The organism is Youngimonas ophiurae (nom. illeg.) (assembly GCF_049803795.1).
In the GTDB taxonomy this organism is placed as follows: domain Bacteria; phylum Pseudomonadota; class Alphaproteobacteria; order Rhodobacterales; family Rhodobacteraceae; genus Thalassobius.
In genome coordinates this window covers 111,966-125,347 of the sequence record NZ_JBNAGJ010000002.1, presented here as the reverse complement: position 1 = coordinate 125,347, position 13,382 = coordinate 111,966, and the positions used below count along the sequence as shown (strand labels likewise).

General features: G+C 62.1%; 12 protein-coding genes. 4 read left to right on the top strand and 8 right to left on the bottom strand.

The window, feature by feature from the left end; genetic code table 11:
• Window positions 1-57: 57 nt before the first annotated feature.
• Entirely contained in the window at window positions 58-1,104 is a 1,047-nt protein-coding gene (trpS, locus tag ACP15O_RS05025) for a tryptophan--tRNA ligase (RefSeq protein ID WP_425094950.1), read from the bottom strand.
• A 72-nt stretch (window positions 1,105-1,176) separates the two neighbouring features.
• Between trpS and ACP15O_RS05020 the strand changes: the two genes are divergently transcribed.
• Window positions 1,177-1,860 (top strand): rhomboid family intramembrane serine protease, encoded by a 684-nt coding sequence (locus ACP15O_RS05020; RefSeq protein WP_425094949.1) that lies wholly within the window; start codon window positions 1,177-1,179, stop codon window positions 1,858-1,860.
• Here ACP15O_RS05020 and murJ read toward each other — a convergent pair whose 3' ends face one another.
• The 3 genes from murJ to ACP15O_RS05005 are packed head-to-tail and all read right to left on the bottom strand — an operon-like array spanning window position 1,861 to window position 7,356.
• Complete coding sequence (gene murJ / locus ACP15O_RS05015) at window positions 1,861-3,405, bottom strand: murein biosynthesis integral membrane protein MurJ (protein ID WP_425094948.1); 1,545 nt, start codon at window positions 3,403-3,405, stop codon at window positions 1,861-1,863.
• Window positions 3,402-6,161 carry a [protein-PII] uridylyltransferase gene (locus ACP15O_RS05010; RefSeq protein WP_425094947.1) on the bottom strand — a complete coding sequence of 920 codons (2,760 nt, stop codon included), beginning with the start codon at window positions 6,159-6,161 and terminating at the stop codon, window positions 3,402-3,404. The genes murJ and ACP15O_RS05010 overlap by 4 nt, the downstream gene beginning before the upstream one ends.
• A gap of 16 nt (window positions 6,162-6,177) precedes the next feature.
• Entirely contained in the window at window positions 6,178-7,356 is a 1,179-nt protein-coding gene (locus tag ACP15O_RS05005) for a penicillin-binding protein activator (RefSeq protein ID WP_425094946.1), read from the bottom strand.
• A gap of 87 nt (window positions 7,357-7,443) precedes the next feature.
• Here ACP15O_RS05005 and rsmI point away from each other — a divergent pair, with 87 nt between their 5' ends.
• From rsmI to gshB, 3 genes are read left to right on the top strand one after another with little or no spacing between them, the layout of a single operon-like run.
• Entirely contained in the window at window positions 7,444-8,304 is an 861-nt protein-coding gene (rsmI, locus tag ACP15O_RS05000) for a 16S rRNA (cytidine(1402)-2'-O)-methyltransferase (RefSeq protein ID WP_425094945.1), read from the top strand.
• Window positions 8,301-8,681 carry a YraN family protein gene (locus tag ACP15O_RS04995; protein WP_425094944.1) on the top strand — a complete coding sequence of 127 codons (381 nt, stop codon included), beginning with the start codon at window positions 8,301-8,303 and terminating at the stop codon, window positions 8,679-8,681. Before rsmI ends, ACP15O_RS04995 begins: the two co-directional genes overlap by 4 nt.
• Before the next feature lie 56 nt (window positions 8,682-8,737).
• Window positions 8,738-9,673 (top strand): glutathione synthase, encoded by a 936-nt coding sequence (gene gshB, locus ACP15O_RS04990; RefSeq protein ID WP_425094943.1) that lies wholly within the window; start codon window positions 8,738-8,740, stop codon window positions 9,671-9,673.
• Here gshB and ACP15O_RS04985 read toward each other — a convergent pair.
• The 4 genes from ACP15O_RS04985 to cobU form a co-directional block, all read right to left on the bottom strand.
• On the bottom strand, window positions 9,670-11,184 hold the full coding sequence (locus tag ACP15O_RS04985) for a YifB family Mg chelatase-like AAA ATPase (protein ID WP_425094942.1): 1,515 nt from the start codon (window positions 11,182-11,184) through the stop codon (window positions 9,670-9,672). The two genes, gshB and ACP15O_RS04985, sit on opposite strands and share 4 nt — an antisense overlap.
• 65 nt (window positions 11,185-11,249) lie before the next feature.
• A complete protein-coding gene (locus ACP15O_RS04980) occupies window positions 11,250-12,113 on the bottom strand; it encodes a glutathione S-transferase (RefSeq protein ID WP_425094941.1) in 864 nt (287 codons plus the stop codon).
• Between the two features lie 82 nt (window positions 12,114-12,195).
• A complete protein-coding gene (locus ACP15O_RS04975; protein WP_425094940.1) occupies window positions 12,196-12,768 on the bottom strand; it encodes a histidine phosphatase family protein in 573 nt (190 codons plus the stop codon).
• Entirely contained in the window at window positions 12,765-13,286 is a 522-nt protein-coding gene (cobU, locus tag ACP15O_RS04970; protein WP_425094939.1) for a bifunctional adenosylcobinamide kinase/adenosylcobinamide-phosphate guanylyltransferase, read from the bottom strand. Before cobU ends, ACP15O_RS04975 begins: the two co-directional genes overlap by 4 nt.
• Window positions 13,287-13,382: the final 96 nt, after the last annotated feature.

Here is a 13,382-nt window from a genome sequence, read left to right as displayed (position 1 = left end):
TATGCTGACTAGGCACCAGAGGGCGCCCCGCATTCCACGAACGCGGGGCGCAATTGTTTAGCTGCGGATCATGCCAACGATGTCATAGGTCTGCGCCAGGATCGGGGCGGCGATCTGGCGGGCGCGCTCGGCCCCGCGTCCCAGGATGCGGTCAATCTCGGCCGGATCCTGCATCAGGCGCTGCATTTCGCCCGAGATCGGAGCCAGTTTATCAACCGCCAGCTCAGCCAGCATCGGCTTGAATTCCGAGAACTGCTTGCCCCCCACATCGGCCAACACCTGATCGACGCTCTGATCGGCCAGGGCGGCGTAGATGTTCACCAGGTTGCGCGCGTCGGGGCGGTCCTCCAGGCCTTTGGCCTCGGAGGGCAGGGCCTCGGGGTCGGTCTTGGCCTTACGGATCTTTTTCGCGATCGCGTCGGCGTCATCGGTCATGTTGATCCGGCTGGCATCCGAAGGATCGGATTTCGACATCTTCTTTGTCCCGTCGCGCAGAGACATCACACGGGTGGCCGCGCCCTCGATCACGGGGTCGGGGATGGGGAAGAAATCGGTTTTGTAATCGTGGTTGAACTTGGTCGCGATGTCGCGGGTCAGTTCCACGTGCTGTTTCTGATCCTCGCCCACCGGAACCTCGGTGGCGTGATACAGCAGGATGTCGGCGGCCATCAGCGCCGGATAGGCAAACAACCCAAGCGAGGCGTTTTGCGCGTTCTTGCCGGCCTTATCCTTCCACTGGGTCATGCGCTGCATCCAGCCCATGCGCGCCACGGTGTTGAAGATCCAGGCCAGCTGTGCGTGTTCAGGAACCTGAGACTGGTTGAACAGGGTGGATTTTTCCGGGTCGATGCCCGAGGCAATGAACCCGGCGGCCAGCTCGCGCGTTTGGTTGCGCAGCGCCTCGGGGTCTTGCCAGACGGTGATGGCGTGCAGATCGACGACGCAATAGATGGTTTCGATCCCATCCGCCTGCTTATCGACAAAGCGCTTTAGCGCGCCCAAATAGTTGCCAAGGGTCAGCCCCCCCGAGGGCTGAATTCCCGAAAACACGCGCGGGGTGAACCCGGCGTTCGGGGTGGATTGCGTTTGGACCGCATCCGACATGGTGTTTCTCCGTCTGGATTTATTGGTGCAGGTGGCTTACCCATGCCCCATTCCCCCGTCAAGGAGAGCCGGATGAACACCGAAAATAACGCCCCATTCAACACGCTGCCGCCGGTTGTGGTGGCTTTGTTCCTGGTGATGATGGGAATCGAGATCGCGTTTCAGATGGGGGCGCGCGGCCTGGCCGGAGGCCCCGCAGCCGTGGGCTGGCGTCTGGATGCGGTCCAGAGCTACGGGTTTTCGGCTCCGGTGTTTCAGAAAATGATCGAGCTGGGCCGCTACCCGGCCGAGCATATGCTGCGTCTGGTCTCATATGCTTTCGTGCATGGCAGCTTTACGCAGGCGGTATTTGCCGGGGTGATGATTTTGGCGCTGGGGAACATGGTCGGGCGGGTGTTCTCGCAGGTTGCGACGCTGCTGGTGTTTCTGGTGGGCACGGTCGCGGGCGCTGTGGTGTTCGGGCTGGTCAGCGCCAGCCAATATGCGCTGATCGGTGCCTTTCCGGGCGTCTACGCCCTGATCGGTGCCTATAGTTTCCTGCTGTGGACGCATCAGGGGCTGGTCGGCGGCAACAAGCTGAGCGCCTTTCGTCTGATCGGCGTTCTGCTGGGTATTCAGCTGGTCTTTGGCCTGCTGTTCGGCAGCCAGCCCGACTGGATCGCGGATATTGCGGGGTTTGCGGCGGGGTTTGCGGTGTCTTTCCTGCTGGTGCCCGGCGGTTGGAGACGCATCCGTGACCGGATGCGCCATCGCTGATCAGCCGCCGCGTTTCAGGGCGGATTTGAACTCGGACAGGCGGAAGGCTCCGATCAGCTGGCCCGTACCGAAATAGCTGACCATGCCCAGCACGATCAGCAGGGCCAGCGCCGGATAACGCAGCCCCGGCGTGCCCAGAAACGGCATCAGCACCGCCATCGCAGCCCACAGGCATATCCCCATGACCGCCGAGGCGGCGATGATCCGCCAGATGCGCCCATGAAACCGTGCGTCGAACCGGGCGACCTGGCCCATGGGGCGCGTTCCAATGGCCAGCAGGGCCACCATCGCCCAGCCCGCCAGCGTGGTCGCGATCGCGCAGGAAATCCAGCCAAGCACCGGCGCCAGCCCGATCGCCACACCGGCGTTGATTACCATCGCAACCACCGCATAGTTGAAGGGCCGCCGGGTATCCTCGCGCGCGAAAAACAGCGGTTGCAGGATTTTCTGCACCACAAAGGCCGGCAGCCCCAGCCCATAGATCGCCACGGCCAGCGCAATTGCCGCGCTGTCATCGCTGGTGGTGGCACCGCGTTCAAACAGGACCGAGACCAGCGGTAGCGGGATCACCACCAGCGCCACGGCGGCGGGGATCGTCAGCGCCAGGGACACCTCGGCTGCGCGGGACAGCGCGTTGCGGGCCCCGTCGTGGTCATCGGCCTTCAGGCGGCGGGACAGATCCGGCAACAGCACCACGCCGATGGCAATCCCCACCACACCCAGCGGCAACTGATACAGCCGATCCGCCGCATAGAGCCATCCGACCGCGCGATCGAAATAGCTGGCCACCTGCTGCCCGACCAGCAGGTTCACCTGCACCACGCCTCCGGCCAGGGCGGCGGGGATGGCGATGCGGATCAGGCGGCGCATGTCTGGCGTCAGGCGGGGACGGCGCAAAAGCACATGGAACCCGGCGCGTTTCGCGGCGATCCAGACCAGCGCCAGTTGCGCCAGCCCGGCCAGCGGAATGGTCCAGATCAGGGCGCGAGCGATGTCACCTCCGATCAGGGCGGTTGTCACCAGAACAGACACCAGCATCACATTCAGCAGCACCGGCGCGGCGGCGGCGGCGGCAAACCGGCCCATCGCGTTCAGAACCCCCGACAGCAGCGCCGCAAGCGAGATGAACAGGATATAGGGAAAGGCAATTCGGCCGAATTCCACCGACAGATCGAACTGTTCCTGCCCCGCAAAGCCCGAGGCCAGCCCGTAGATCAGCCAGGGCATCGCCAGCTGCGCGATCAGCGTCAGCGCAATCAGGATCGAGGCCAACCCGCCAAAGGCCTGCGCGGCAAATCCCTCGGCATCCTCACCGGCCTCCAGCTTCTTTGAGAAGATGGGGATGAACGCCATGTTGAACGCGCCCTCGGCAAAGAAGCGGCGGAACATGTTGGGCAGGCGAAAGGCCACGACATAGGCCTCGTATGCGGGGCCGGTGCCCAAGTAGGCCAGAATGATCGCATCGCGCACAAAGCCCAAAATCCGGCTGGCCAGCGTCCACACGCCGACCGTCAGGAACCCGGATATAAGGCGGATCGGCCTCACGAAATGGCCCTTTCGACGCCCTTGTCGATTGCCTCGCGCAGTTTGCGTTCCAGCGATTTCTGTTTGGCGGCCGAGTGGAATTTCAGCCCGAACATGTCCTTCACATAGAAGGTATCGACGACTTGCTCGCCATAGGTCGCGATAACGGCGCTGGCGATGTAGACGTTATTGTTTGCCAGGGTGCGGGTCAGATCGAACAGCAGGCCGGGGCGATCGCGGGTATCGACCTCGATGATCGTGTAGATTTCCGAGCCCTCATTATCGAAGGTGATCGAGGTGGGCACACGGAAGGCGCGTTCGCGTTTCTTGATCTTGTCGCGCGATTTCATTGCCTCGGTGGCGATGACCTCGCCCTTCAGGGTTTTCTGAATCATCTGGCGCAGACGCGGCAGGCGGGCCTGTTCATAGGGGTGGCCATCGGCGTCCTGAATCCAGAATACCGCCGTGGCATAGCCGTCCTTCGAAGTATAGGTGCGCGCGTCCACGACATTGGCCCCGACCAGCGCCAGCGCCCCCGACAGACGCGAGAAAATGCCCGGATGGTCAATCATTGCGAAACAGGCGCGGGTGGCGTCGCGGTCCTCGTCCAGGTGCAGGTCGATGCGAACCTCGTCATCGGGGATGTCACGCAGCTGATTGGCAAAGATCACATGGGTTTTCAGATCCAGCCCCTGCCAATAGGGCGGATAATGCCGCGAGGTTTCCTGCCGCAGCAGGGCCGGATCCCAGCCATCCAGGGATTCGCGCAGCTGCCGCCGGGCCTCGGCCCCGCGATTTTCGCGGTTCAGATCCTCAAGCCCGTGTTCCAGCGCCTGCGAGGTTTCCTTGTGCAACTGGCGCAGCAGCATGGCTTTCCAGTTGTTCCAGGTGCCGGGACCGACGCCGCGGATGTCGCAGACGGTCAGAACCGCCAGCAGGTCCAGACGTTTGCGGGTTTTCACGGCCTTGGCGAAATCACGCAGGGTGCGCGGGTCCGACAGGTCTCGTTTCTGGGCCATGTCGGACATCAGCAGGTGATAGCGCACCAGCCATTCCACCGTTTCGCATTCGGATTTGTTCAGCCCCAGACGCGGGGCGACTTTGCGCGCGATCTGCGCGCCCAGGACCGAGTGATCCTCGTCCCGGCCCTTGCCGATGTCATGCAGCAGCAGCGCCACATACAGCACACGCCGGTTCACGCCGCGTTTCAGGATGCCGCTGGCCACGGGCAGTTCCTCGATCAGGTCGCCGTGCTCGATCTCGCTCAGCACCTTGATACATTGGATCGTGTGTTCGTCCACCGTGTAATGGTGGTACATGTTGAACTGCATCATCGCCACGATGGGCTGAAATTCAGGAAGAAAGGCGGCCAGAACGCCCAGCTCGTTCATCCGGCGCAGGGCGCGCTCGGGATTGCCGTGTTTCAGCAGCAGATCCAGAAACAGGCGCTGCGCCTCGCGGTCATTGCGGAACGTATCGTCAATCAGATGCAGATTGGCCGTGACCAGGCGCATTGCGTCCGGGTGGATCAGCATCCCGGTGCGCAGCCCCTCTTCGAACAGGCGCAAGAGATTCAGCTTATTGGCCAGGAACTTCTTTTCATTGTCGATACCCAGCCGGTTGTGAATGACCTTGTAACCGGGTTTGACCTTGGGCTTGCGGCGGAAAATACGTTCCAGCAGGGGCTCGCTTTTGACATGCATGGCCTCCAGCTTGGTCAGGAAGATCCGGGTCAGATCGCCGGTGGCCGTGGCATGGCGGAAATAGTCCTGCATGAAATGTTCGACCGCGCGGCGTCCGCCCTTGTCCTGATAGCCCATGCGCTCGGCCACTTCGACCTGCAAGTCGAAGGTCAGCTGATCCGAGGCCCGCCGGGTGACAAGATGCAGATGGCAGCGCACCGCCCACAGGAAATCCTCGGCGCGGGTGAAGGTTTTGTACTCTTCCGCCCCAAAGACCCCCAGCGCAACCAGATCGGCGGTGTCCTGCACCTGGTGAACGTATTTGGCGATCCAGAACAGAGATTGCAGATCGCGCAGCCCGCCTTTGCCTTCTTTCACATTGGGTTCGACCACATAGCGCTGCCCGCCCTGACGGGTGTGACGCGCATCGCGCTCGGCCAGCTTGGCCTCGATGAATTCGCGGGCGGTGCCGTTGAACAGATCGCTGCGCAGTTTGGCGCTCAGCTCGGTGGCCAGGGCCCGGTCGCCAGCCAGAACGCGCAATTCCAGCAGGCTGGTGCGGATCGTGAAATCCTCTTTGCCCAGCTTCACACAATCGCGCACCGTCCGCGAGGCATGACCCACCTTCAGCCGCAGATCCCACAGGATATACAGCATGGATTCGATCACGGCCTCGGCCCAGGGGGTGATTGTCTGCTGCGTCAGGAACAGCAGGTCCACATCCGAGAACGTCGCCATTTCCCCGCGTCCGTACCCGCCCACGGCGATCAGGGCCAGCCGTTCCGATTTGTCCTGCGTCGGGTTCATCAGCCGCACCGAAATATCCATCGCAGCGACCACGATACAATCCGTCAGCCAGGTATAGGCGCGGGTTGTCGGACGGGCCGAGAAGGGATCTTCGGCAAAGGCCTGGGCGATGGCCTCCATGCCGTCTTTGCGCGCTTGCATCAGAACCGGAACCACAGCGGCCCGCAGGTCTGCCTGATCGGTTTTCCCTTTGGTTGCGGCGGCCAGTTTGGCCTCGATTTCGGGCGTGTTGAAAATACGCTCTGCCGGACAGATCAGGCTGTCCGGCGCGTCAGGCATGTCTTTCATTCTTCGTTCTTTTTATTCAGGAGCCCCCGCCCGCAAAGGCGCGTGGTGCCTGGTCAATGATGACGACTTTCTTGTTTTGGATCTGGGCCACGGCCAGCCCGCGTTCATTGGTTCCGTCGCCGCGCAGGCGGAAGATACCGTTGACGCCTTGGAACCCGGCACCCTGGGTCAGGGCCGCTCCGGTCAGAGCATCCCGATTCCCCGCCTGCACCAGCGCACCGATCGCGGCAATCCCGTCATAGGCCAGCCCCCCGATCGAGTGCGGCTGCCCGCCAAACGCCTGGGCATAGCGGCTGCTGAAGCGCTGTGTCATGGTCGGGTCAGGCATGGCGAACCAGGCCCCCTGCACACCGGGCAGTTCCAGCGTCTGGGGAGGGACATCCCAGCGGGTCAGGCCGATATACTGGACATTCTGCGGGCTGACGCCGGCTTCGGTCAGCAGTTGCGTCACCAGAGGCAAGGCCCCATCGGTATTCGCGGTCAGGAACAGAGTGTTTGCCGCGCCGCTCTGGACGGCCTGTCTGATCTGCGGAATGGCCGCAACGACCCCCTGCTGCGAGAATTCATAGCCCACCGCAGCCGTCATCGCGGCCCCGCCCGTCCGGCCTACAGCCGTCTGAATGGCGTTTTTGCCCAGCTGCCCGGCCAGGTTGGTGTCATGCGCGACAACGATGTTGCCCTTGCCTTGCGTCGCGGCAAAACGCACCAGACGATTGGCGGTGTTTTCGAATGTCGGGCCCAGGATGAACAGGTTCCCACCCGCAATCGTCGAGTTATTCGAGAAGGACAGCACGTTCACGCCCTTGGGCGCAACGCCCACGGCAACGGCATTGGCCTCGGCGCTGTAGACCGGGCCCAGGATGATCTTGGCCCCGTCATTCACCGCCTTGATTGCCTGCGATTGTGCGGTGCCGGGATCGCCCGCCGTGGCATAGACACGCAGATCAACCTTGACGCCCTCCAGATCGGCAATCGCCAGTTTGGCCGAGTTTTCAAGACTTTGCGCCAGAATGTCATCTCCGGCATTGCCGCTGCCGCGCGGCACCAGCAGAGCAACAGGCACAGGCGCCTGCGTGTTGATCAGCGGCCCGCCGCCCCCAACAGAGATCGGCTCACACGCGGCCAGCACAATCAGGCTCAGCAGAGCAAAGAGGCGGGCAATCAGCTTGCGGGGGGTGGAAAAAACAGCGAACATAAACGGATCTACTCCCTGGGGATGGGCGCTTTGCGGCCCGGGGTTTGTTGCGCCCAATAATAGACACCGTGCAGAAGGGGTCCAGTGTTGAATCCGCAAATCGCTTCATTGGCTCCGGGCCTGTATCTGATTGCCACACCGATCGGAACCGCGCGCGATATTACGCTGCGCGCGCTGGACATTCTGGCCTCGGCGGATGTGCTGGTGGCCGAGGACACGCGTTCGTTGCGCCGCCTGATGGACATACACGGGATCGCGCCGGGGGATCGGCCGATGCTCAGCTATCACGATCACAACGGCGGCAAGATGCGGCCACGGATCATGGCCTTGCTGGCCGAGGGTAAATCCGTGGCCTACGGATCCGAGGCCGGAACCCCGATGGTGGCCGATCCGGGGTTCGATCTGGCGCGCGCCACCATCGAAGAGGGGCATGATGTGGTCTCGGCCCCTGGCCCCTCGGCGGTGATCACGGCCCTGACACTGGGGGGGCTGCCGATGGATCGGTTTTTCTTTAACGGGTTTCTGCCGAACAGTTCCGGCCAGCGGAAAACCGCTCTTTTGGGGCTCAGAGACGTGCCCGGCACCCTGGTGTTCTACGAATCGCCCAAGCGCGTGGCCGCCATGCTGCGCGATGCCGCAACCGTTCTGGGGCCCACGCGCCAGGCCGCGGTTTGCCGGGAACTGACCAAAAAATTCCAAGAGATCATCCGCGCCCCGCTGGCCGAACTGGCCGAAATCTGTGCTGAAAAACCCCCGAAAGGCGAAATCGTCGTCTTGATCGACCGTCCGGGTGAACCAAACATTAAGGACTTTGACCTAGAGTCCCTGCTATCGGCGGCAATGGCCCAAAGCAGCCTGCGCGACGCCGTGGATGAGGTGACTGCGCACACCGGCTTGCCGCGCAGAAAGGTGTATCAACTGGCCTTGAAAATGGAACGTGAAGAATGACGGTTGCCTTGCAACGCCGCGCGCGCGGCAAACAGGCCTATTTGTCCGGATCGGTCGCAGAAGACCGGGTTGTTGCACAATATGCGGTTCTGGGCGTGCCCGTTGTTGCACGGCGTTGGCGTGGGGCAGGGGCCGAGGTAGACCTGATCCTGCGCGATGGAGAGACCCTGGTTTTTACCGAAGTGAAGGCGGCCCGGACACATGATCAGGCGATTGCCCGGTTGCAGCAGGCGCAGATGCGCCGGATCTACAACGCGGCTGAGCTGTATCTTGCGAACGAGCCTTTGGGCCAACTGACCGAAGTTCGGTTTGATGTTGCGCTTTATGATCGTCACGGGACCGTGCAGATTGTTGAAAACGCGTTTGGGCATTTCTGATTTGCCTCTGTTGTGTGCTTGCGCCATGTAATGGACGAGCAACAACGGGGATGGCCATGAAAATCGCCTTTCAGATGGACCCGATCGGGCCGATTGACATTAACGCCGACAGCACGTTCCGCATTGCGCTGGAGGCGCAGGCGCGGGGGCACGAGCTGTTCTATTACACGCCGGACAAGCTGGCCTATGAAGAAGGGCGCGTGACTGCACGCGGCTGGCCTCTGACTGTGCAGAGAATCGTTGGGGATCACTACTCCCTGGGCGCGGAACAGAGTGTTGATCTGTCGGAGGTTGATGTTGTCTGGCTGCGGCAGGATCCGCCCTTTGACATGTTCTATATCACGACGACCCATCTGTTGGAGCGAATCCACCCTGACACACTGGTTGTGAATGATCCTTTCTGGGTGCGGAACTATCCGGAAAAGCTGATGATACTGGATTTCCCGCAGTTGATGCCTCCGACCACGATCGCACGGGATCTTGCGACGATTCGGGCGTTCAAGGACAAACACGGCGATGTGATTCTAAAGCCACTTTACGGCAATGGCGGGGCTGGCGTGTTCCGGTTGACCGAAAGCGATAGAAACCTCAGCTCTTTGCATGAACTGTTCACCGGGTTCTCGCGTGAGCCGCTGATCGTGCAGAAATATCTGCCCGCCGTTGCGAATGGGGACAAACGTGTCATCCTGGTGGACGGCGCGCCGGTAGGGGCCATCAATCGCGTACCGCAGGCGGGGGAAACCCGGTCGAACATGCATGTGGGCGGGCGGCCTGAAAAAATTGGCCTGACCGAGCGCGATCTGGAAATCTGCGCCACGATTGGCCCGCGCCTGAAAGAAAAAGGTCAGGTTTTCGTCGGAATCGACGTAATCGGCGATTATCTGACTGAAATTAACGTGACCTCGCCCACTGGCATTCAGGAACTGGAACGGTTCGACGGAACGAACACGGCCGCTCTGATTTGGGACGCGATCGAGGCGAAACGGGCCTAACCTCCGCGCGGGGCGCTGAGGCGGTAAGAGACTGCCTCGGCCACGTGATCGCGCTGGACGCAGTCGGCGCCATCCAGATCGGCAATCGTCCGCGCGACCCGCAAAATCCGATGATAGCCGCGCGCGGACAGGCCAAAGTGCTGGGCGGCTTTGTTCAGCAGCTCTTTGCCAGCGGCATCTGGCGTTGCGACATGTTCCAGCGTTTCCCCTTCGATATCGGAGTTCAACTGCGTAGAGCCTTTATTTTCATAGCGCTCTGCCTGTCGGGCGCGTGCCTCTTGGACGCGGGCGGCGATGGTGGCTGAACTGTCCCCGCTGGGCGGCAAATCCAGATCCGCAAAAGAGACAGGCGGCACATCCACCCGCAAATCGAACCGATCCATCAAGGGGCCGCTGATTCTGCTCAGGTAGTCCTCGCCGCAGATGGGCGCGCGCGAACAGGCGCGAGCGGGATCGGATAAAAATCCGCATTTACAGGGGTTTGCCGCAGCCACCAGCATGAATTTGCACGGGTATTTCACATGGGCATTGGCGCGCGAGACCATGATCTGCCCGGTTTCAATCGGTTGGCGCAGGGTTTCCAGAACGGCGCGGGGGAATTCGGGGAATTCGTCCATGAACAGCACGCCATTATGGGCCAGACTGACTTCGCCGGGTTTGGCCCCGCGCCCGCCGCCGACAATTGCCGCCATCGAGGCCGTGTGGTGCGGCTCGCGGAATGGGCGGGTGCGGGAAATACCGCCCTCGTCCAGAAGCCCGGCCAGCGAATGGATCATCGAGGTTTCCAGCGCCTCGCCGGCGGTCAGCGGCGGCATGATGCTGGGCAGGCGCGCGGCCAGCATGGATTTCCCCGATCCGGGCGTGCCGATCATCATCAGGTGATGTCGCCCGGCGGCGGCAATTTCCAGCGCGCGTTTGGCCCGTTCCTGGCCTTTGACATCGCGCAGGCAGCGGCCTTGGGGGTCTTCGAAAATCTCTCCGGGTTGGGCGGGGGGCAGGGGGGATTGGCCGGTGTAATGGCGTACCACATCGGCCAGGCCGGGGGCGGCGATGACCTGACAGGCTCCGACCCAGGCGGCCTCGGCCCCCGAGCCTTTGGGGCACAGCAATTGGCGCTCATCCTCGGCGGCGGACATGGCGGCGGGCAGGGCGCCAATGACCGGCACCAGAGAGCCGTCAAGCGAAAGTTCCCCCAGCGCGGTTGTGCCCTCGGCGGCATCGTTGGGGATGATGTCCAGCGCCGCCAGCAGGGCTATGGCGATCGGCAGATCGAAATGGCTGCCCTCTTTGGGTAAATCGGCCGGGGACAGGTTGATCGTGATCCGCTTCGAGGGCAGCGCGATCGCCAGCGCCGCCAAAGCGGTGCGCACGCGGTCGCGCGCCTCGGATACGGCTTTGTCCGGCAGGCCCACGATGGAAAAGGCGGGCATACCGGGGGTGACGGCGCATTGCACCTCGACAGGGCGGGCGCTGACGCCCTCGAACGCGACGGTATAGGCCCGAGAAACCATGATCTTCCCTCTCCACCAAGGTTAACAAAGCGTAGCGCGGGGAAGATTGAAGAATGGTTAACCGCTCAGAGAAGCGCTGCGAATTTTGGCCAGGCCATGGGATCGTTCACCGTTTTGTCTCGGCAGAACGCATTGCAGAAGCCAAAGATACGCCCGCCGAAATCTGCCATATGCGTGATCGCGCCACCGGAATAGGGGCAGGAGGCATTCTCGGGCGTGCCCGTTTCCACGGGCTGTGCAGGCAGTCCCTGCGGGCCGGGCCAGGCGCGTGTGGGCAGGTCCATCGCGTAGGGCACCGGATCATAGGTTTTCGTCAGCCCCATGGCGCGCCAGCGGCGAAAGGCCGGATCGGACAGGGTGGTTTCGACATATTGCTGCATCAAAGGGCGGACGGGCAGGCCGTACCCCGCGATCCGGGCCGCAACGGGGGCATAGAACGCATCCGCCAACGAGTATTTGCCGAACAGCCAGGGCCCGGTATTGCCGTATTTCGTGCGCGCCAGAGCCCACAGCTCGGCCAGGCGGGACAGGTCTTTTTTCACCGCATCGCTGGGCGACATGTCATATTGGTGCAGCAGTTGCATCGGGCATTCATTGCGCAGCGCACTGAATCCTGCGTGCATTTCTGCGGCCAGCCAGCGCGCCAAGGCGCGGGCCGCCGGATCCGCAGGCCACATCTGCGCTTCAGGGTGACGCTCGGCCAGGGTTTCGGCCATGGCCAGGGTCTCTCCGATGACGATGCCATCGGGGGTTCGCATCGCAGGGACCAGACGGGCGGGGGCCAGCTCGGATAGATCTTCGGCCAGGGTGCCGTCATACAGGCCGACCATATGGGAATTCACCGGAATGCCGAATTTTTCAAACATCAGCCAGCCTCGCAGCGACCAGCTGGAAAAAGTTCTGTCCCCAAGAAATAAATCGTAGCTCATCTATGTCCCTTTCGCCTATGATTGGGGGCAGGATAGACCAGAGCGTTTCATCAGGAGTAGTGAAATATTGTTGGTGAATTCATCACGGATTGTGATTAATTGTTTTGGCCGTCCAGTGCCCTTCGTGTTTGTGAATCTCGGTGACGGACAGGTTGTCGATCTTGTGCGAGAATGTCTCATACGCTGAGATGCCCAGGGCGCGCTGGACCTGTGTCAGGATCACACCGAAATGCGCGACGACGATGATATCGCGGCCGGGATGCGCTGCGGTCAGCCGATCCACGGCCCGGTGAACGCGGGCTGAAATGTCATTCCAGCTTTCGCCCTCCGGCGGTCGGGTATCCCCTGGCGTTTCCCAGTAGGCGCGGGCCAGGGCCTGGTCCTCGATTTCGGTGAAACGCTGCATTTCCCAGGCGCCAAAGTTAATCTCGCGCAGGGCAGGGTCATGCGGCAAACGCTGGCGCTGTCCGGCAATGGCGCTGGCGGTGTCTGCGGCGCGCGACAGATCCGAGGACACCAGCACAGCCTGCTGCGGCAGATGGGCATCCAGCCGCGCGATTTGGGCCGTGTCGGACAGATCGGCGGGCAAATCCGTCCAGCCGACCATGGCCTGCGCGTGGGTTGGGCCATGGCGGACCCAGAAAAAACGGCTCATGGCAGGGTTCCTTTCAGGGGCAGGGGCAATCCTGCCATGACGGTGACGACCAGCCCAGCCTGGGCGGCCAGTTTCTGGTTCAGCGCGCCCTGCGCATCGCGAAACCGGCGGGCCAGCGCGTTTTCTGGGACAACCGACATGCCCACCTCGTTCGAGACAACGACGACCGGCGCTTGGCACGCCTCAAGTGCGGCCAGAAACTGCGCTTCTTCGGTGGCCAGGTCCGAGTTTTCCAGCAGGTGATTGGACAGCCACATCGTTGCACAATCCAGCAGTACCACCTGATCGGGGCGGGCCTGCATCAGCGCAGGTCCGATGTGCATCGGTGCTTCGATCGTGGTCCAGCCGGGGCCGCGCTGGGCAATGTGCCTGTCTACTTTCAGGCGCATTTCATCGTCCCAAACCCTTGCCGTCGCAAGATAAACCCGGTCTTGCGCGGCCTGTCGCACCAGCGTTTCGGCCCATAGGGACTTGCCCGACCCGGTCCCGCCCAACACGAGGGTCAGCTTATCAAGCATTTTCTCTACACCTTTTTGTGAACCAATCCGCCTTGCTGTGCGTAACATTCCAGTCCCTAATGAGAAAGGGGTCTGACTTTCGTTCCAAGTCTGGGG